Genomic DNA, 18,814 nt, shown 5'->3' with positions numbered 1-18,814 from the left:
TCAAGGATTCGACAAGTGCGATCGGCGCGGGTCGGCGTCTTGGTGCCCGCCGTAGGCGGGAGCAGACTCTTGTACGTCGGCTCCATCAGGGGAGCCGTGGTACAAGGGGGCATGTGCCGATGGTCATCGGCGTCGTGGCGGGTGCAGCACTCGTCGCAGTTATCATTCTGGTCGCGTTGTTCAAGCTCATGTGGCGCGTGGCCGAGCCCAACGAAGCATTGGTCATCTCCGGCTCCAAGCACCGCACCGAGGGCCTTGAGGAGGGGATGGGCTTCCGCATCGTCACCGGGCGCGGAACGCTGGTACTCCCCGGTATGCAGGCGGTCCGCAAGCTCTCGCTCGATCTCAACGAGTCCGAGCTGTCGGTGGACTGCGTGACCAAGCAGGGCATTCCGCTGAAGGTCCGTGGCGTGGTCATCTTCAAGGTCGGCGATGACTTCGTGTCGATCGCGAACGCCGCCCGCCGTTTCCTGGACCAGCAGAAGTTCATGGGCGACCGGGTGCACAACGTCTTCGCCGGTCATCTGCGGTCCATCGTCGGCGGGTTGACCGTCGAGGAGATGATCCGCGACCGTGAGAAGCTCACCGCCCAGACCCGTTCCGCTTCGGGCACGGAGATGGATAAGCTCGGCCTGATCGTCGACTCGTTGCAGATCCACGAGATCGAGGACCCGACCGGCTACATCAGGAACCTGGCCGCGCCGCACGCGGCCGCCGTCCAGCGGGACGCCCGTATCGCGCAGGCGGAGGCGGACCGGCTGGCGACCGAAGCCGAGCAGAAGGCCGCGGCCCGGATGTCCGAGGCGACCCGGGACAGCGAGATCCTGCAGGCGGGGTACCAGGCGGAGCGCGACAAGGCGGCGGCCACCGCCCGCCAGGCGGGCCCGCTGTCGGAGGCGGCGGCGAAGCAGGAAGTCGTGGTCCAGGAGACCCGCGTCGCGGAACTCGAAGCGCACCGCCGCGAGCAGCAGCTGCAGGCGGATGTCCGCAAGCCCGCGGACGCCAAGGCGTACGAGAAGCGCACGCTGGCCGAGGCCGAGCGCGACGCCCGGATCTCGGCGGCGCAGGCCAAGGCGAAGGAGACCGAGCTCGCCGCCGCGGCCGAGGCGACCCGGGTGAAGACCGCCGCGGCGGCCGAGGCCGAGGCGACCAAGGCTCGCGGTATGGCCGCGGCGTCGGCCACCAAGGCGACCGGTGAGGCGGAGGCGGCATCCGCTCAGGCCCGCGGTCTGGCTGAGGCCGAGGCGGCCCGGGCGAAGGGCCTCGCCGAAGCGGAGGCCATCAAGGCGCGGGCGGCGGCCCTGGCGGAGAACCAGGAGGCCGTGGTCGCCCAGCAACTCGCCGAGAACTGGCCGGAGATCGTCAAGGCAGGTGCCGCCGCCTTCGGCAACGTCGACCACATGGTGCTGCTCAACGGCGCCGACGGGATGTCCGACATGTTCGCCAAGGCGCTGACGATGGGCGGTACCGGTCTCGGGCTCGCCCGTCAGCTCCTCGCCTCCATGAACACCGAGGGCGCCAAGGGCACGGTCTCGTCGCCCAACGGTTCGGCGCCGCGTCCGGAGCGGGTGTCGCTCCAGGATGACTCCGGCAACTCCTAGCGGTCAGCCGCAGAACAGCGACGCTCGCGGTACGGAGTCCTGCTCCGCCGCGAGCGTTCGCTGTGCGTGCCGGTCCAACGCCATGGGCGGCTACCAGTCGCTACGCGATGACGATGACGAGGTGAACTTCTTCACCAGGTAGACCAGACCGCCGACCAGCGCCGCGAACAGCACCACCTTGAACAGCAGGGTGGCGATGAACCCGATGATGCTGGCGATCAGGCCGCCGAAGACGACCAGTGCGATCACCGGCACGGCGACCCACTTGACCCACCACGGCAGTCCGTTGAAGAACCCGTTCGCGCTCATGTTCCGACTCCCTCCGCCCTTACTTGGCTTATGTCTTGAGCTTACGGTCACGGATACCCGGATCCGAGGGTCAACGGACCCGATCCGCCCCTGATCGGACCCTTACGGGACCCTGAAGCCACCGGTCATCCCTCGGGCGGGGAGAAGACCACCAGCACCCGCAGATCCTCGGAGATGTGGTGGAAGCGGTGCGTCGTCCCGGCCGGTACGTAGACGACGCTGCCGCGCGCCACATGGGTCGTCTCCTCCCCCACCGTGATCGACGCCCGACCGCTCACCACCAGGTAGATCTCGTCCTGCCGGTGCGGTGACTGCGGATCGTTACCCCCCGCCGGGAGCGCGTACAGCCCAGCCGACATGTTGCGTTCCCGCAGGAACTGCAGATACGCCCCGTCGTTCGCCGCGCGCTCAGCGTCCAGATCGTCCAGCCGGAACACCTTCATGTGCCGGGTCCCTCGCCTTCTCTCCACCAGTTCTTCCTTGCCCTGACCAAAGTCTCTGCGACGATCGCAGCATGAAGAAATTCGTAGTCAAGACGCTGGCCAACGCAGTGGCCCTCGGCGTCGCGGTCTGGTTGATCAACGGCATAACGCTCACCGGCTCCAACACCGGACACAAGGCGCTCACCCTCGTTCTGGTCGCGCTGGTCTTCGGTGTGGTGAACTGGCTCGTCAAACCGATCGTGAAGCTCCTGTCATTCCCGCTGTTCATCGTCACCCTCGGCCTGTTCACGCTGGTCGTGAACGCGCTGATGCTGCTGCTCACCTCGTATCTGTCGACCAAACTCAAGCTGGACTTCCATGTCGCGGGCTTCTGGCCGGCGCTGGTCGGCGGCCTGGTGGTGAGCATCGTCGCCTGGGCGATGCATCTGATCCTGCCGGACGAGGACGACCGCCGCTGATGTCCATGTCGGCTGATGTTTCACGTGAAACACGGCATCACGGGGTGGCGGCCAGCGCATAGCCGAAGACGGCCGCCACCCACGTCCACAACAACGCGAGCGCGATATGCGCGGCAGTCCGCCATCGGTGGCCGCGCCACAGCCGCGCCGGGAACACCGCGAACTGGAACACCCAGCGCAGCCCCCAGAAGACCGTCTCACCCGCCAGTAGCGCCGTGCCCAGCGGCGTCCCGGCGAGGAGGTCGGGCGCGAGCGCCAACGGCAGCAGCCCGAGCAGAACACAGGCGAGACCGATGAAGAACAGGTGGGCGTAGGACACCTGCCGGGTCAGCAGTGTGCTGCCGGCCAGATCGGCGGGCCAGCCCATCAGCCGGGGGAGCACGGCATGCACCGCGCCCATGATCACCAAGGCCAGCCCCACAAGCCGTAGCTGCCCCTCCAGTGTGAGCAGCGCCATCACGTCCGGGCCCGCCTTCGCAGCACCAGTACGGTGACATAGCGGGCGATCCGGCTTTCGTGTGCGACCGTGAGGCCCGAGCGCGCGGCAAGCCGCAGCCACTCACCTCGCGGCATGAAGTGCCAGGCACCAGGCCCGTAGACCGCCGCATTGGCGGCATCACGGCAGTGCTCGACCAGCACGACGGCACCGCCAGGACGCAGCAGCCGAGCGCATTCGTCGAGCAGCGCCTCCCGGTCGACGGCCCGGCGTAGCTCATGGACCGCGAAGGGCGCGATCACCGTGTCGTACGAGGCGTCGGCGCCCGGCAACCGCTGCGCCCATGCGGTCAGGGACCCCGGCTGCGGTGGAACACGGCGGCGCGCCCGGCGCAACGAGGACTCCGTCACCGGTAGCCCGTCATACAGATCGGCGATGGTCTGCGGAGCCCGCGGATGGCGGGCCCGCAGCACCTCACTCGCCTCGTCCAGCCCGGCCGAGACGACGAGATGGCGTCCAGGGCCTTCCGGCAGCACCACGTCCAGCCAGCGCCAACTGTGCAGCGTCGAGCGGTCGTAGACGCGGTGGCTGGCGATGAGACTGGAGGACAGCCACCAGGCGGCGAGCGCACTTCCCGCCCAGGCCGCCCGGTATCTGCGTCCGATCACCGCACCGGCGAGAACCGCTGCCGAACCGGCCGTGTACATCGGCCAGTTGTAGGCGAGGACGTGCCGGGCGCCGGAGGGCGGAAGTGCACCGTGCGCGGCCCTGCCGGTCATATGCGCGTCCCGTCGGTTCTGTGCCGTACCCCCGCGTGCCAGCCGTAGTCGACCCACGCGACATGGAAGGCGTTGGCGAGCAGCGGCCGGGTCCCGGCGAAGAGACCGTGCTCGAAGAAGGTCAACCGCCGCACATCCACGGCCACCGGTCGAGGCTCCCAACGGGTGCGGAACGCCTTGACCACCGTGACGCTGTCATCACGCGGCTCGTACTCGAAGGTGTACGGAAGCGGTCCCGCGAAGCGACGGGCATCGCGTTCGGAAGCGAAGGGGCTGCCCTCGGGCAGCGGAGCGGCGTCCTTGATGTTCGCCGCGACCCGCAGATCGGCCGCCGTGTCCCGGGACCGGACGGCGAACTCCAACCGGTCATCGGTCAACCGGCAGCCGAGCTGGGCTAGTTGGTAGTGGTAGCGGGTCAGCACATTGCCGCCGAGCGCCAGCACCCGGCTGGAGGTGTCACTGCGCAGGATGCGCAGGCCCCGCATGGTCCGGCCGCCCGGGGTGCGGAAGCGGGTGAAGATCCGGTAGCCGGTCATCAGATGGTCGGTGCCGAGCACTCGGGGGGCGAACGGCGGCCTTAGCGCCCTCAGATCCACGAGCGCGACCGCCGCGAACCCGTACTCCCGCTCACCCGCGGTATAGGTGTCGAGTTCCAGCCCGGGAGTCAGCGCCGGGCGTAGGACGTCGGCGGGAAAGGCATAGGTCAGGACGAGCGAGTGCGCGAAGTGCGTATGCAACGGCAACGGATGGCGACGCAGCAGATGCCTCACGCCATGCCTCCTATACGCGTCAGGTGCACCGTTCCCCACAACGGGCAACGGTCGTCGGTGGACCCCGGCCCGCGCAGACTGCGTAGTACGGCGACTCCTCCCGGTCGGACCGCACGCTCCACGGCCGTGCGTAGCCGCCGCGCGTACGAACTGCCGGGTCCGTCAAGAACGTTGGAGAGGGTGATGGCGTCATAGCTGCCCGGCGTTACGGACTCCAGGTACTCGGCGACCTCGGCGTGCACAAACCGCACGCCCGGCGTCGGCGCCGGATCCGGGGCCGCCTCGCCGAGCAGCAGAAGCCGCAGCAGGGGGTTGTCCGCATTCGGATGCCGGGCGACGGTGTTCGCGATGCGCTGCCGCAGCAAAGTGTCGAAGCGAGCGGGCACCGCCCCTCGGAATCCGGGGCGCAGCAGCGCCGCGAGCAGACCGGCGGGCCGTAGCGCGGCGCCCATGAGCAGCCGCAGCCCTGGACCGTCGAGCCGTTCACGCCACCACGTCAACTGCCGTACGGGGTCGTCGAGATCGAGGAAGGCGGCGAGGGACGCGGGCCGCCAGGCGGGAAGGACGGCGGCGGCTTGGCGCCCGACGGCCGTCAGGTGTTCCGCGGTACCGGTGCGGGCCGGGGCGCCTCGCCTCACACGGCCGGCGGCGTAGCCGAGTTGGCGGGCGTTGATGTCGATGGCGGTGACGTCATGCCCGGCATGGGCGAGGGCCGCCGCGGTGTCGCCTGCCGAGGCGATACACAGGACACGTGCGGGCGCGGCGGGGAAGGCTCTCAGTTCGACCCTCGGATCCTCGTACATCCGCCCGAAGAGCAGCCGGGGGCCACCGCTCTGTGCGGTGAGAATCCGCCCGGCCGACCAAGGGTTCCCCGTCATCGGGCCGCCTGCCGCTCAGCGACCAGCCAGATCAGGGCGATCAGCGCCAGGTTCATCACGATCAGCCGCCCGGGCTCCGTTATGCGGTCCGTCGCGAACAGCAGACCGCCCAGATTGAACGAACCGATCAACCAGGTCTGCACACCCGCCACCAGATACGGGCGCCTGCCGCTGAGCACCCATACCCCAACCGCCGCCTCCGCCAAGCCGATTGCCACCATCAGCGGTGTTACCGCCCAGCCCGGCAGCAACGGGATCGCCGCGATGATCGCGCGATGGTCCGGCCGCCCGGGAAAGACCTTGCACCACAGGCCTTCGTAGAACCACACCAGCGCGACAGCGGCGCCGGGTGCCAGAGCGCACCATCTCGGGATCGCCCGGCCTCTTAGGATCACAGGCCATATACAACCAGCGCGCAGCGGCCCGCCCATCGGCGGGATCGTGGTTTCACGTGAAACATCGATCGTCCCAGCAGGAGGCAGTGATGTCCGAGCAGTCCCCCCGGGTGGGAGACGGCACCCGAAGCGTTCACGCCGGGCGACCGCCTGCCGAGGCGTACTCCCCCTCGCTGCCGGGACCCGCTTTCGTGGCGCACTACCATCTGCCCGGCGAGCCGATCGGCCCGTATACCTATGGCCGCGACGAGAACCCGACGTGGAGCCGCCTGGAAGAGGCGATCTCAGGGCTGGAGTCGCCGGATGTCCCGGCGCAGACGGTCACCTTCGCCTCGGGCATGGCCGCGGTCTCGGCTGTCCTCCTCGCCCAGGTGCGGTCCGGGGACACGGTCGTTCTGCCCTCTGACTGCTACCAGACGACTCGTGCGCTCCAGCAGCGCCTTGAGTCGTACGGTGTCCGGGTGCGGCTCGCGCCGACAGGTGGCGATGCCCAGCTCGATGTGCTCGACGGCGCGAGGCTGCTGTGGATCGAGACGCCCTCCAACCCAGGGCTCGACGTATGCGACATCCGGCGACTGGCGGACGCCGCACACTCGGCTGGCGCCCTGGTCGCGGTGGACAACACCTTGTCCACACCGCTGGGTCAACGGCCTCTGGAGCTGGGCGCGGACTTCGCGGTGGCCAGCGGTACCAAGGCGTTGTCCGGCCACGGTGATCTACTGCTGGGCTATGTGACCGTGCGGGACGCGGAGTTGGCAGCCTCGGTGCGGCTGTGGCGCAAGACCGTGGGGGCGATCCCCGGCCCGATGGAGGCATGGCTGGCGCATCGCTCACTGGCCACGCTTCACCTTCGAGTCGATCGGCAGCAGCGGAACGCGCTCGCGTTGGCGTCCGCCCTGAGCCAGCGCGAGGAGGTCACCGGGCTGCGCTATCCCGGCCTGCCAACCGATCCCGCGCACCAGGTGGCCACCAGTCAGATGCGGAACTTCGGGCCCGTGGTCTCCTTCGTACTGCCCGGCCGGGATCATGCAGAGCGCTTTCTCGCCGCGCTGCGCATGACCGGAGAGGCCACGAGCTTCGGCTCGGTGCTCAGCACGGCGGAACGCCGGGCCCGTTGGGGCGGCGACGCCGTCCCGGGCGGGTTCATCCGCTTCTCGGTGGGTGTGGAAGACGCACAGGACATCGTGGCGGACGTGCTCCAGGCGCTGGACGCGGCGAAGTAGCCACCGCGGCGCGGCGCCGGACACGAGGCTCAGAGAGGTTCCGCGTCCGGCGCCCGCCTGGGCATCAGAAGGCGAAGACGTTTCCGGTCTGCCGGGCCGCCACGCAGTTGTTCACATAGGTCCGTGTGAACGAGACCCGCCTGCCCCACCAGTGGCCGCGCGCCCTGATGGTGACCGGATCGACGATCATCGGACACATCCGCACCATCCGCCGAAGTTCCCTGAATTGTCCGCGCGCGTCCTCCAGCGCCGCGCACGCCGCCTGCGGATCCGGATGCGTGCCGCCAGCGGGCCCGCACAGCAACAGGACGCTGGTCGGCGCGGACCGGCCATGGTGGCCGCGGTGTTCGACGCTGAGCATCAGCACCGCCCGGGCCACCGGTTCCGCGGCGACAGGAGCTGCCGCGAACGGAGCCAGCACAGCGGACACCGCGAGGGCCAGCGGAACGGTACGGCGGGCGATGGCGCCCATGGGGATCTCCTCTGCTTCGGGGACGACTCACCGAAGCAATAGCGACTTACCGGACCACTCCCGGTGATCGTCACTCGAATGGCGGCGTGTCGGCCGAAACCGCGAGCAGCGACCGTTCCCCCAGAGCGCACCCCAGGCCCTGAAACGCCCCAGAAACGGGAACGGGCGGTCAGAGCCTCCCCCCTCGTGGCTCTGACCGCCCCGCCCCTCTGCGCGAAGTCGCGCCCCCACAAGGTTAGTTGACTCTGCGTCAGTGTCCAATCACAGTTATAGAGCGTGCCCATCGACATATTTATCGTTGCCGATTCACCAGGCAAACGCCTGATGCATACGCACCGAACAAGGAGCACCCATGGATCTGGCCCTGTTGCGCACCTTCGTCGCGGTGCACCGGGCCGGCTCGTTCACCAGGGCCGCTCAGCTGCTGGGGCTCTCCCAGCCCGCGGTCACCGGGCAGATCCGCAGTCTTGAACGCCAGTTGGGCCGCCCGTTGTTCCGCCGCCTGCCGCGCGGCGTCGCCGCCACGACCGTGGGAGACGAACTCGCGCACAAGGTGGCCCCGCATCTCGACGCCCTTCGCGAGATCGCCGAGACCGAGCTGAACGGCGCTGCCCAGGACCGGACGCTCCATCTCGCCGGTCCCGCGGAGTTCACCGCGCTGCGGGTGCTGCCCGCACTCGCACCGCTCGCCGAAGAGAGCTTCGCCCTACGGGTCGCGTTCGGAGCCGGAGACGAGGCCCTGACCGGCCTCGCGGAGGGACGGCATGAACTGGTGATCGGCACCACCCGGCCACGGGCCCGGCTGCTGCACGCGACTCCGTTGTGGGACGAGGAGCAGATCCTGGTCGCCTCCTCCTGCTGGGCGGAACGCATCGGTGCGCTCCCCGCCGCATCAGCGCCGGAACACGGGTCGAGACCCGGCCCCGGGGCCGTCAGCAGACCCGGTACGCCCCTGGTCTCCGAGCCCACCGCGGAACTGGTCGAAGCGCTCGACAGCGTGCCCCTGGTCGGCTACGAGGAGGATCTACCGCTGCTCGTCGGCTACTGGACGGAAGTGTTCGGCGGCAAACCGGCGGCCGACGCCACCGTGGTCGTACCGGACCTCAGAGCGGTGCTGGAGTGCGTACGGGCGGGCGCGGGGATGGCCGTGCTGCCCCGCTATCTGTGCGCCGCCGCGTTCGCCGCCGGTGAGGTCGTCCCGGTACTGGAACCTCGGATTCCACCGCTGCGTACGTACTACCTGGTGGTTCGCGCCGGCACGCTCGCGCTGCCGCATGTCGCACGAGCGCAGGAGCGGCTGCTGAACGCCGCTGCCGAGTGGTAGTGGGCCCGCGGTGAAGGCGCGTGCCAACCCCGAGCGTCCCTGGGGATCCCTGGAATCTCACATTCCGATCCGCTCCGTCCAAGGCGTTTCGCCACCGCCACGGCGCGGCATTTTTCCTGCATGGCAGCGGACACCCCAGACCCTGTTGCCCGGCCGGTGGTCAAGCGCACCGCACGGGCGATCCTCCTCGACGGTGACCAGCTCCTGCTGATCAAGCGCACCAAGCCTGGTGAGGCGCCGTACTGGATCACCCCCGGTGGCGGTGTGGAGCCCGGGGACGCCACGGTCGTCGACGCGCTGCACCGCGAGGTCGACGAGGAACTGGGCGCCAAGGTGGCCGACGTCGTTTCCGCCTTCGTCGACACCGTCGAACACATCCGTGAGGACGGGGCGCGCGGGGTGAAGGTGCAGCACTTCTTCGTCTGCCGCCTGGCGTCGATGGACCTGTCACGACGGCACGGCCCCGAGGTCGACGAGCCATGCGGAACCTACGAGTTCGTCCGTGTCCCGTTCACCCGCGAGGGCGTGGCATCCGTAGACGTCGTCCCAGCGTCCCTGCGGGCCTATCTCGACGCCAACATCGAGGGTGTGCGGGCACTGCTCGCCACCGACCTCGGGTGAGAGGTCCTCAGCCGAACCAGCCGTCGAAGCCGCCCTGTTGGTCGGCTCCGGGCGCGCCGGGCGCCTCGGCGGACACCCGCTGGCGCGCCTCGGTCAGCGCCCGTTCCGCCTCCCGCCGCCACCTCTCCCGGTCCGCCTCCGCCAACTCCGGCGGTGCCTGGAGCGGGAGGCTGCGCGGCGACGCGGACGGCTCGGCCTCGGTACGAGCCGACGCCCGGCGCGCCTCGCGAGCCTGGGCGGCCGTGCCGAAGTAGTCCCCGCCCTTGCGTTTGACGTCGTCGGTGCCCCAGGCCTGCTCGCCGTCCGCAGCCGGGGCTCCGGCCCGCAGCGGCGCCTTGACCAGCCGCGGAATGTGCTTCGAGCAGTGGATGTACGCCTCCACGACCGTGACCTCCACCCACACCTGCGCCCGCCGCCCCGGCACCGGATCGACCGGCAGCTCCGGATGCGCGGCACGCATCAGGTCGTCGGGGACGAGCCGGGCGCGGCCGTTGATGTGCAGACCGATGCGGTCCCGCGCGAAGTCGATCATCAGGATCCCGATGTGCGGGTTCTCCTGGATGTTGCCCAGCGAGGCCATGACGCCGTTGCCCCGGTATTCGGGGTACGCCACCGTCTTGTCGTCCAGCACCTGGATGAACCCGGGCGGCCCCGCGCGGAACGAGCTGTCGCATTCGCCTTTGCGGTCGGCCGTCGAGACGAACAGCATCTCCTGGCGGGCGGTGAACTCCCGCATCTTCGCGTTGAGTCGGTCGCGGACCTGATCCTCGTAGAAACGATCGGCACGGGCCACCGTGCCGAGTTCCCGCTGAATCTGGTGCTCGCCATCGCTACCGGGTCGCACAGCTCCGAACGCAGGCTCAAGCTGATCTTGGTTCAACGTTTCTCCTGAGACGTGCTGAACACAGTGTGCTGAGCGCGCTCACCGCTCAGTGGCCTGCTGCGGCGACCAGCTCCGCGACCGAGTCATGACGTATGCGGTGGGCGGGCATGCCGATGCCCACCAGCGCGTCGACACTGCTGCGGATCATCCCCGCCGGGCCGGACAGGTACGCGTCGTACGAGTGCCATGGACCGCACCGCAGCACGACCTCGGAAAGCGGCCCGGTCAGCCCGCCGGCCGGCCCTTCGGAGACCACCGGTCGCACCGACAGCCATGAATGCTCCTGCTGCAGACGGAGCATGGTGTCCAGGTCGTAGAGGTCATGGCCGCTACGGGCGCCGTAGAAGACCTCGACCGAGCGTCTGCGGCCGTGCTTCGCCACATCCTCGACCAGCGCCTTGATCGGCGCGATGCCGGTACCGCCGCCCAGGCACAACAGCCCGTTGTCAGTGCCGTGGTCCACAATCATGGAACCGGCGGGAGGACCGAGTCGGATCACGTCACCGGGGCGGGCGCGGTTGACCAGAGCCGAGCTGACCCAACCGGCCGGTACGGCCTTGATGTGGAACGAGAGGAGTCCGTCCGGGCGGGGGGCGGAAGCGAACGAGTAGTGCCGCCATACGCGCGGCCACCACGGGGTTTCCACGCTGGTGTACTGCCCGGCGAGAAAGGGGTACGGCTGGTCGGGACGGACCGTGATGACGGCGATGTCCTGAGTACGGCGCTCATGCGAGACGACTTCGGCGTGCCACCACGGCGGTGAGGTCAGCTCGTCGGCCGCCGCGGCGTCGATCATGATCTGCGAGATGGCGGTGTACGCGCGGACCCAGGCGGCTTCGACCTCTTCGTTCCAGACGTCGGGGGCATAGCGGGTGAGCGCACCGAGCAGGCATTCGCCGACCGCCGGGTAGTGCTCGGGCCGGGTGCCGTACTTGCGGTGTCCGCGGCCGAGATGGGAGAGGTACTCGGTGAGGGTGTCGGTGTCGTCCACGTGCTTGGCGGCGGTCAGCAGCGCCTTGAACAGCCGGTCGCGCTGCGCGTCCATCGCCGCGGGGAACAGCTCTCGCAGCTCGGGATGGCGGAGGAAGAGAAGCGCGTAGAAGTACGAGGTCGTCTTGTCCGCGACCGGCTCGATGGCGTCCATCGTGCGACGGATGAGCACGGCGTCGGGGGAGGCGGCCGCGGCCCGGGCGGACGTCAGGGTCGGCTCGGCGGACGACCGCGCCGCGTCGGTCCGTTGAGCCGCGGATCCTTCCCGCGACGCGGGGGCTCCGGGCGCCTGGTGGGCGTGCGGCCGGGGAGAGGTCGGCTCCGCGGGCGCCGACGACCGTGTCTCCGTGACCGGTTGGGACGGGGCACCACCGCCGGGCATCGTCGGGACGTGGTCCCGTGGGGCGGTGGGCGGGTTCGGCGCCTCGGACGGCCGCGCCGCGGGCGCCGGATGGGGCGTAGGGGTGCCGGGCACCGGCGGAGTCTGTCCCCAGGCGGCGGACGCCTCCGTGGGTGCCGCCGGTCGGGACGTCGCGCCGACACCGGGTACCGGCGGGATGTGGCCCAGTGGGGCGGTGGGCGGGTTCGAAGTCGTGGGCTGCTGGTGTTCGGCAGGATGGGTCGGCGAGGGAGCGAACCAGGATCCTTCGGCGGGGGGCGTCGCCTCGCGCCGTGGTACATGGGGGTTTGGTCCGGCTTGTGAACCTTGCGCCCCGGGCGGACCGGGGGGCGTCACCCCCCGGTCCGTCGCGTCGCGTTGCGGGGTCCGCTGCGCGGGCACCGTCTCCTGCCACCCGCCCTCCGGCGCGGTGGGGGCACCTTGGTCGGCTGACCGCGTGGACTGCGTGGGCCGGGTCGGCAGGCGCGGCCGGGACGCTTCAGCCGAGGACGGCAGGTCTCCCCACTGCGGGGGGCGGTGATCGTACAACGGCGTGGGGGCCGGGTCCTGGCCCCCGGGGTCGGTGCGCCGAGTGCTGTTGCCGACCGGCCGTATCGCCGTCGGGGTACGGCTCGGTATCGCGGCATCACCGCCGTCCGCCGACCGCTGGTGCGGATCGGCCGCTTGCTGGCCGCCGTTGGAGTAGTCGCTGGTGGCGGGATCGTCGTTAGCTGGATCGGCCGTGGCCTCCGGCTTCGCCGGAGTGAACCAGTCCCAATCGCCCTTGTTATCCGACGGGGAAGCAGCGGGAGCGGCGTTCGCGTCGCCGGCTCGGCCATTGGCGTATCCGCTATCGGATCCGGGCCCCCGATCGGCCGAACTGCTGGTCAGAGCGTCCATGGTCTGCCTCGCCTCGAACATCTCCCGGTCGGTTTCCATACATCACAATCGAAACGCATCAGGCGGCGTTCCGGCTGTTTCCCCCATTCAATGTCCGCATTCCGCCGTTCCGGCGCTTCCACCTGAGCCACGCCAGTCCTGGCAAAGCGGGCGAGCCGCACCGCCCTCCGACACAGCCGTCGGCGGCCGGTCGCGACGGGGAGAGCGTGCCACGTCCCGCATCGGCATAGGACAAATAGCCGGAAGTCCGGGTAACGGAAGGCCTGTTCAGGTTAAGGTGGGTTGACTCACGCCTTCGCCCCTGCCCTCGCTGCACATCCGATTCCACCTGACGGACTCTTCGGCTTCGCGGCACCAGGCCGCGAACGATCGCAGTCGACCATACCGGGCGGCCGGGAATCCACAAGCCCCGATACCCCCGACGGATCCAAGTTCCGCCAAATTCCGTGATTCTGCCCACAGACGCCCAGAATTCACTTATCGAGCATCGCCCGGGGCTATCAACTTCTTTCGCGCAGCGGCCAAGCGGAACACGCCGGACAATACTCACCAGTAATATTCAGCGCACCCCGCTCGCCCGGGCCGCGATTGCGCTGGTCAGCCGCCCAGCGCCAACTCATAGGCAGCCCGCAGGTCTTGCCCCGCATACGAGAACGTGGCGAGCCCGCTCACATGGTGGTCACCGTTCACCGCCACCGAGGTCGGCACCGCCGCGAACAACGCGGCGTCCGACATCGAGTCCCCGTAGGCCACGCACTGCGCCCGCGTGACCCCGTACTCGGCGCACAGCCGATCCGCGATCCGCACCTTCGACTCCGGAACCAGAACACCGGACACGTCCAACGGCGCACCGTGGAAAGGAAGTTCCGGAAACCTCCCGCCGAACGCCGCATGCGCGCCCCACGCGGTAAGCCGCCGTACGAAGAAGTCCGGCGAAAGCGAGATCACCGCGCAGTACTCCCCGCGCTCCCGGATGTCCGCCCAGACCTCACGGATACCGGCCAACCACGGCGAACGCTCGAAGGCGGCCGCGACCCGCTCGACGGTCAGACCTTGCCAAAGCCGGTACGCCCGCCGGGCATAGCCGGGCGCGTCGAGCAACCCGGCCGTGAACTCGGCGTCGAGGGCCCGGAACTCCTCGACCAGTCCCAGTTCCCTGGCCAGTTCCACGTTTGCGGTCGAGCCGTACAGGAGCGTGCCGTCCATGTCGAACAGGTGCAGCTTCCCCACCGAACCCCCCTCATCCGTGTCAGGGCACGATATCGGCGGACGCAGCGCCGGCGCGGGCGGCCTGCTCCCCGCGAAGGCCCCGTGAATACTCCCACTGTGCGACGCCCGAGAGCGCGGTCCACGCGACGGTGGGGCGCATGAACCTCACCCGCCGGACCCGCCGCGCCGTCCTCGTACTCCACGTCACCGTCTCCGTCGGCTGGCTCGGCCTCACCGCCGCGCTGCTCGCCCTCGGCATCACGGGCGCGGTGAGCCGTGATCCGCGCACCGTCGAAGCCGCCTACCGCGGTATGCGGATCTTCGGCGACTGGTTGGTCATCCCGGTCAGCCTGGTCTCGCTGCTCAGCGGTTTGCTGCTGTCCCTCGGCACGCACTGGGGGCTGGCCCGGCACCGCTGGGTCTACACGAAGTTCTGGCTGACGCTGGCCGCCACCGCGGCCTCGATCTTCGCGTTGCGCACGATCATCGGGCAGGCCGCGGACGCGGTGGCGGCCGAGGCTCCGGTGCCCGCTGGCGGCAGGGACCTCGTCGTCGCGCCGAGCGTGGCGCTGTCCCTGTACGTCTTCATCACCGCGATCTCGGTCCTCAAGCCCTGGGGACGCACCCGCCGCGGCGCCGAGGCCTTGTCACGTCCTTAACGCCCCCACTCCTGCCACGACCCGTTGCACTGTTCTATAAAAGCTATAACAGAACGACAGTTGGAGCCCGAACGTGATCCTCAGCCTCGACCTGGACAGCGAGGTGCCGATCTACCAGCAGATCCGGAACCAGATAGTCGAGGCCATCGCGTCCGGTGCACTGGGCGAAGGCAGTTCGCTGCCCTCGACCCGGCAGCTCGCCGTCGATCTCGGCATCAATTTCCACACCGTGAACAAGGCCTATGACCTGCTACGGCGGGAGGGGCTGCTGCGGATCAACCGCAAGAGCGGCGCCATGGTGCAGCGTGACGCCCGCACCGGCCCGCCCGAGCCCGGCTTCACCGACGAGTGGGAGACCCGGCTGCGGACGCTGCTCGCCGAAGCGGTCGCCCACGGCGTCGGCGACCCGGCGGTTCTGGACAGCTGCGGCTGCGTCCTGACCTCGTTCACGTCATCCGCGCTCGCCACACGCGGCGCGGACCACGGCGCAGACCAAGGAGATTCGGCGTCATGAACAGCGGAGCATTACTGGTCAACGCGGCCGTACCACTGGTGGTCCTGGCGGCGGCGTGGCTGACGCCCTCGATGACCAGCCCGACGCTGCCCTTCGGGGTGCGAATACCCGCCGCGCGGGCGGACGCTCCGGTGATCGCCGAGCAACGCAAGCGCTATCGCTGGCTGGTGAGTACGGCCGGTGGAGCGCTGGTCGCCTTGAACGCCGGACTGTCGGCCACGGCCCATCTGCTCTGGTCCGGCCTGGTGCCGGTACTGCTCTTCGCCGTGTGCGCTGCCGCCTACTACCGGTCCCGGGTGGCGATCGCGGCGGCCAAGCGGGACGAGGACTGGTACCGCGGCCTGCGCCAGGGCGTGGTGACCGACACCTCGCTCCGCACCGATCCGGAAACCTTTCCGTGGCTCTGGTCGATCCCCGCGCTGCTGATCGTCGCGGGCACGGCGGTGGTCGCCATCGTCTTGTATCCGTCGGTGCCCGACCGTTTCCCGGTGCACTTCAACGCTTCCGGCACCCCCGACCGCTTCGCCACCAAATCGGTCGGCAGCGTCTTCTTCCCGGTCTTCCTACAGGCCGGGGTGACCGCGACGATCCTGGTACTGGCCTGGTTCGCGCTATGCGCCCGGCCGGAACTCGATCCGGCGCGACCGGCCGACTCCGCGCGCAGGCACCGCCGTTTCTCGGTGCGTGCCGCGATCTCCCTGCTGCTGCTGGCCGCTTGCGTCGACCTGTCCATCCTCGCTGGGGCCTGGCCGATCTGGCATGCCGACCACAAGCTGTCGCCGGTACTCGTGATGCTGCCGCTCCTGGTAGGTCTCGCCATCGTCGTCGGCGTCGCGATCCGTACCGGGCAAGGGGGCAGCCGACTGCCCGCCGCGGACTCCGGGGTGCCGGAGGAGAACGCCGGTGTGGTCCGACGAGACGACGACCGGTACTGGCGCGCCGCGGGATCGCTCTACGTCAATCGTGACGATCCGTCGCTGCTCGTGCAGAAACGGTCCGGTTTCGGCTGGACCCTCAACTTCGGCAATCCGCGGGCGCTGCTGCTGTTCGCGCTCATCACGGGCCTTCCGCTCGCCCTGCCGTTGATCGTCCGCTGACGCCCGGCGGAGTCACCTAGCGGACCACCACCCTTCCTGTTTTCTCAACTCATCGGGAGAACACATGCGTTGGCGCAATACCACCTGGCGGCGCCGCACACTGGCCGTACTCCTGGCCGCGGTCGCCGTCACCACGGCCGGGCCGGTGTCAGGAACGGCTGAAGCGGCCACCTCCACCCGCTCCCCAGCCCTCGTACCCGCCAGCGATCGTCAGGTGCGGTTCACCGCCGACGGCACCACCGCGTACGGCACCGTGCACATCCCCGCCCATCGCGCGGGCCACCGGCTCGCCGCCGCCCTGCTGATCTCCGGCAGCGGCCTGACCGACCGCAACGGAGACCAGCCGCCCTCCTTCACCCCGCACACCCTCGCCCTGTTCGCGAGCACCCTCGGCGACGACTGCGTGATGAGCCTGCGCTTCGACAAGTACGGCACCGGCCGTACCGGATGGGGCCGGTACAAGGACTCCGACCACATCGACATGGCCGCCTACACCAGACAGGCCGTGGCCGCGTACGACACCCTGCGCGCCCAGCCCGAGGCCGACCCGCACGCGCTGCTCATCGTCGGGCACAGCGAGGGAGGCCTCCAGGCCCTGTTCGTGGATCGCTCCGTACAGTCGAAGCCCGCCGGTCTGGCGCTCATCGCCCCGCAGGACACACGGCTCCTGGACACGATCGACTACCAGCTGGCAGGCCTGCTGGACCGAGCCGTCGCGGTCGGCCGGCTCAGTGCCCAGCAGGCGCGGTCGAACAAGGCGGGTGTATCCCGGGCCATCGCGGACTTCCGTGCCCACCGCCAGGTGAACACCTCGGGACTGCCGCCATCCATCGCCACCCTTCTGAACGCCATGTTCGGTCCGCACAACGCCACCTTCGTCCGCAGCGACGACGCCAGCTATCCGCCGCACATCGCCCGAAGCGTCGCCCACGGCACCCGCACCCTGGTCACCTGCGGCACCGCGGACACCAACGTGCCGTGCTGGACCACGCCGCCGCTGCTCGGCGCCCTGGCCGGCGCCCGTATCACCGGACCCGGGCTACGCACCCTGCCCGACCTCGACCACCTCCTCCACCCCGCGGGCACACCGGTCAACGACCAACCGCTCGCCCCGGCCGCGCGGCGCGCCCTGCACGGCTTCGTCCGCCCCTGGCGGCAGCTCACAGCGAGCTGAGGAACTCACCGACGGCCAGGGCGAATCCGGTGGGATCGCCCTGGTGCACCGTGTGTCCCGCGGGAAGTTCGACGAGCTGTGTGTTCCGGCGCCGGGCCGCCATCTGCTTGGCGTGCTCGGCGTCCAGCGTGTCGCTGAGCGTGCCGCGGACGAGCAGCGCCGGGCAGTCCGTGGCCAACCAGTCGTCCCAGTGGTCACCGACGAGCTGCCGCTGCGAGGCGACCATGTCCGTGGGCCGGAAGGCCAGCCCCCAGCCGTCCGCGAACTCGCGTATGGAGTCCGTGAGATAGCGCGCCGCGTCCCCCAGCCGCTCGATCAGCGCCGCACGGGTGGGCGCGCGCCTGGGCCATACCAGGCAGAAGGAGAGGTCGTCGTCGACCACGGCTCCGATGTCCTCGATCACCAGCGCGCTGACCAGATGCGGATGGCGGGCGGCCAGCTGGTACGCGTTGACTCCGCCGAGCGAGTGGCCCAGCACCACCGCGCCGCCGAGGCCGAGCTGGTCGAGTACGGCGGCCGCGTCCTCGACGTAACCGGAACGGGAGTAGTCCGGCTTCTCCGCCCCCGGCAGGGTCGGCCGGTCCGAGCGGCCGTGGCCGCGCTGGTCGGGCGCGATCACCCGCCAGTCGGGGGCGAGTTCACGGGCGAGGTGGGCGAAGGTGCGGCCCTCGCAGAAGTGCCCGTGCAGCGCTACCAGTGGCCGCCCTGGACCGCCGAAGTCCACGTACGACAGCTGCCGCCCGGCCAGCTCCAGGCACCCGCGCACCGGCTCCGCCTCCTCGGCCGGGACCTCGGGCAGCGTGGAACCCAGCTGCTGTGCCAAGCGGCGGCGCAGCAGCAGATACTCCTGCCGTCTGCGCGCCAGCGGGCCCGGTGGCCGTGTGACGATCCGCCCTCCGACGACGGTCTCCCCCAGCCGGAACTGCTCGCGCGTGAGGTCCACCTCCACCCCGCCGGGCAGCCGGTTCCACCAGTGGTGACCGCGGCCTTCGTCGCCGAGACGCACCTGGCCGAGCACCAGATCGCCGCCGAACAGGTCGTTCACCACAAGCGCGGTGATGTCGCAGTGGCCCCACGCGGGGTTGGCCGGCCGCCAGGGAGCACGCGCGACATCGTCCGCCGAGCAGGTGTCAGCGGCCCAACTGGCCTGCAGCGCACGCTGGATGTGGGTGAGGGTCCACGGAGTCGACGGCTTCATGGCACCAGACTGCCAGGCACCACTGACAACGGCGGGGGCTCTCCGGGGCGGCCGGTACAGACGCAGGGGAACGGCAGACGGCCGCCGTGTTGAGATTAGTTG

The 18,814-nt window shown here is 69.8% G+C and carries 21 protein-coding genes; 9 read left to right on the top strand and 12 right to left on the bottom strand.

Annotated features, from left to right (window positions below):
- Nucleotides 1-119: 119 nt before the first annotated feature.
- A complete protein-coding gene (locus P2L57_RS25985) occupies nucleotides 120-1,601 on the top strand; it encodes an SPFH domain-containing protein (protein WP_275818486.1) in 1,482 nt (493 codons plus the stop codon).
- Nucleotides 1,602-1,691: 90 nt separating this feature from the next.
- Here the strand turns inward: P2L57_RS25985 and P2L57_RS25980 are convergent, their stop codons facing one another.
- Both P2L57_RS25980 and P2L57_RS25975 read right to left on the bottom strand, forming a co-directional pair.
- Nucleotides 1,692-1,910, bottom strand: a complete 219-nt coding sequence (locus tag P2L57_RS25980; RefSeq protein WP_275818485.1) for a DUF5326 family protein — start codon at nucleotides 1,908-1,910, stop codon at nucleotides 1,692-1,694.
- 125 nt (nucleotides 1,911-2,035) lie between these two features.
- Nucleotides 2,036-2,353 carry a cupin domain-containing protein gene (locus P2L57_RS25975; protein WP_275818509.1) on the bottom strand — a complete coding sequence of 106 codons (318 nt, stop codon included), beginning with the start codon at nucleotides 2,351-2,353 and terminating at the stop codon, nucleotides 2,036-2,038.
- A 71-nt stretch (nucleotides 2,354-2,424) separates the two neighbouring features.
- Here P2L57_RS25975 and P2L57_RS25970 point away from each other — a divergent pair, with 71 nt between their 5' ends.
- Nucleotides 2,425-2,811, top strand: coding sequence for a phage holin family protein (locus tag P2L57_RS25970; RefSeq protein WP_275818484.1), 387 nt, complete (start codon nucleotides 2,425-2,427; stop codon nucleotides 2,809-2,811).
- 37 nt (nucleotides 2,812-2,848) lie between these two features.
- Here P2L57_RS25970 and P2L57_RS25965 read toward each other — a convergent pair whose 3' ends face one another.
- Genes P2L57_RS25965 through P2L57_RS25945 form a run of 5 tightly spaced genes read right to left on the bottom strand, consistent with a single transcriptional unit; the run spans nucleotide 2,849 to nucleotide 6,105 of the window.
- Complete coding sequence (locus tag P2L57_RS25965) at nucleotides 2,849-3,268, bottom strand: hypothetical protein (RefSeq protein ID WP_275818483.1); 420 nt, start codon at nucleotides 3,266-3,268, stop codon at nucleotides 2,849-2,851.
- On the bottom strand, nucleotides 3,268-4,026 hold the full coding sequence (locus tag P2L57_RS25960) for a class I SAM-dependent methyltransferase (RefSeq protein WP_275818482.1): 759 nt from the start codon (nucleotides 4,024-4,026) through the stop codon (nucleotides 3,268-3,270). Before P2L57_RS25960 ends, P2L57_RS25965 begins: the two co-directional genes overlap by 1 nt.
- Nucleotides 4,023-4,796: a DUF2071 domain-containing protein gene (locus P2L57_RS25955; protein ID WP_275818481.1), complete on the bottom strand. Its 774-nt coding sequence runs from the start codon at nucleotides 4,794-4,796 to the stop codon at nucleotides 4,023-4,025. The genes P2L57_RS25960 and P2L57_RS25955 overlap by 4 nt, the downstream gene beginning before the upstream one ends.
- Complete coding sequence (locus P2L57_RS25950) at nucleotides 4,793-5,674, bottom strand: DUF3419 family protein (RefSeq protein ID WP_275818480.1); 882 nt, start codon at nucleotides 5,672-5,674, stop codon at nucleotides 4,793-4,795. Before P2L57_RS25950 ends, P2L57_RS25955 begins: the two co-directional genes overlap by 4 nt.
- The gene (locus P2L57_RS25945; RefSeq protein WP_275818479.1) at nucleotides 5,671-6,105 is read right to left on the bottom strand and encodes a DoxX-like family protein; all 435 of its coding nucleotides are present in this window, start codon (nucleotides 6,103-6,105) and stop codon (nucleotides 5,671-5,673) included. The genes P2L57_RS25950 and P2L57_RS25945 overlap by 4 nt, the downstream gene beginning before the upstream one ends.
- Nucleotides 6,106-6,158: 53 nt before the next feature.
- Here P2L57_RS25945 and P2L57_RS25940 point away from each other — a divergent pair, with 53 nt between their 5' ends.
- Nucleotides 6,159-7,292, top strand: a complete 1,134-nt coding sequence (locus P2L57_RS25940; RefSeq protein WP_275818478.1) for a cystathionine gamma-lyase — start codon at nucleotides 6,159-6,161, stop codon at nucleotides 7,290-7,292.
- Nucleotides 7,293-7,356: 64 nt separating this feature from the next.
- Here P2L57_RS25940 and P2L57_RS25935 read toward each other — a convergent pair whose 3' ends face one another.
- Complete coding sequence (locus tag P2L57_RS25935; protein WP_275818477.1) at nucleotides 7,357-7,764, bottom strand: SSI family serine proteinase inhibitor; 408 nt, start codon at nucleotides 7,762-7,764, stop codon at nucleotides 7,357-7,359.
- A gap of 352 nt (nucleotides 7,765-8,116) precedes the next feature.
- Here P2L57_RS25935 and P2L57_RS25930 point away from each other — a divergent pair, with 352 nt between their 5' ends.
- A complete protein-coding gene (locus P2L57_RS25930; protein WP_275818476.1) occupies nucleotides 8,117-9,088 on the top strand; it encodes a LysR family transcriptional regulator in 972 nt (323 codons plus the stop codon).
- Between the two features lie 120 nt (nucleotides 9,089-9,208).
- Entirely contained in the window at nucleotides 9,209-9,709 is a 501-nt protein-coding gene (locus P2L57_RS25925; RefSeq protein WP_275818475.1) for an NUDIX hydrolase, read from the top strand.
- 7 nt (nucleotides 9,710-9,716) lie between these two features.
- Here the strand turns inward: P2L57_RS25925 and P2L57_RS25920 are convergent, their stop codons facing one another.
- From P2L57_RS25920 to P2L57_RS25910, 3 genes are all read right to left on the bottom strand, one after another.
- Entirely contained in the window at nucleotides 9,717-10,553 is an 837-nt protein-coding gene (locus P2L57_RS25920) for a pyridoxamine 5'-phosphate oxidase family protein (protein ID WP_275818474.1), read from the bottom strand.
- Between the two features lie 85 nt (nucleotides 10,554-10,638).
- Nucleotides 10,639-12,150, bottom strand: a complete 1,512-nt coding sequence (locus tag P2L57_RS25915) for a globin domain-containing protein (protein WP_275818508.1) — start codon at nucleotides 12,148-12,150, stop codon at nucleotides 10,639-10,641.
- A 1,308-nt stretch (nucleotides 12,151-13,458) separates the two neighbouring features.
- Nucleotides 13,459-14,091, bottom strand: a complete 633-nt coding sequence (locus P2L57_RS25910; protein ID WP_275818473.1) for an HAD family hydrolase — start codon at nucleotides 14,089-14,091, stop codon at nucleotides 13,459-13,461.
- A gap of 137 nt (nucleotides 14,092-14,228) precedes the next feature.
- On the opposite strand from P2L57_RS25910, the gene P2L57_RS25905 reads away from it, so the two are divergent.
- From P2L57_RS25905 to P2L57_RS25890, 4 genes are all read left to right on the top strand, one after another.
- Nucleotides 14,229-14,729 carry a DUF2269 domain-containing protein gene (locus P2L57_RS25905; protein ID WP_275818472.1) on the top strand — a complete coding sequence of 167 codons (501 nt, stop codon included), beginning with the start codon at nucleotides 14,229-14,231 and terminating at the stop codon, nucleotides 14,727-14,729.
- A gap of 73 nt (nucleotides 14,730-14,802) precedes the next feature.
- Complete coding sequence (locus P2L57_RS25900; RefSeq protein ID WP_275818471.1) at nucleotides 14,803-15,243, top strand: GntR family transcriptional regulator; 441 nt, start codon at nucleotides 14,803-14,805, stop codon at nucleotides 15,241-15,243.
- Nucleotides 15,240-16,340 (top strand): DUF1648 domain-containing protein, encoded by a 1,101-nt coding sequence (locus P2L57_RS25895; protein WP_275818470.1) that lies wholly within the window; start codon nucleotides 15,240-15,242, stop codon nucleotides 16,338-16,340. Before P2L57_RS25900 ends, P2L57_RS25895 begins: the two co-directional genes overlap by 4 nt.
- Nucleotides 16,341-16,404: 64 nt before the next feature.
- A complete protein-coding gene (locus tag P2L57_RS25890; RefSeq protein WP_275818469.1) occupies nucleotides 16,405-17,514 on the top strand; it encodes an alpha/beta hydrolase family protein in 1,110 nt (369 codons plus the stop codon).
- On the opposite strand, the gene P2L57_RS40340 is transcribed toward P2L57_RS25890, so the two are convergent.
- Nucleotides 17,501-18,712, bottom strand: a complete 1,212-nt coding sequence (locus tag P2L57_RS40340; RefSeq protein ID WP_308292515.1) for an alpha/beta fold hydrolase — start codon at nucleotides 18,710-18,712, stop codon at nucleotides 17,501-17,503. The genes P2L57_RS25890 and P2L57_RS40340 overlap by 14 nt on opposite strands.
- Nucleotides 18,713-18,814: the final 102 nt, after the last annotated feature.

Origin of the sequence: Streptantibioticus ferralitis (assembly GCF_029223525.1) — a bacterium.
Taxonomy (GTDB): Bacteria; Actinomycetota; Actinomycetes; order Streptomycetales; family Streptomycetaceae; genus Streptantibioticus_A; species Streptantibioticus_A ferralitis.
Note: the sequence above shows the minus strand (reverse complement) of the source record. Positions and strands in the feature narration are given on the sequence as shown.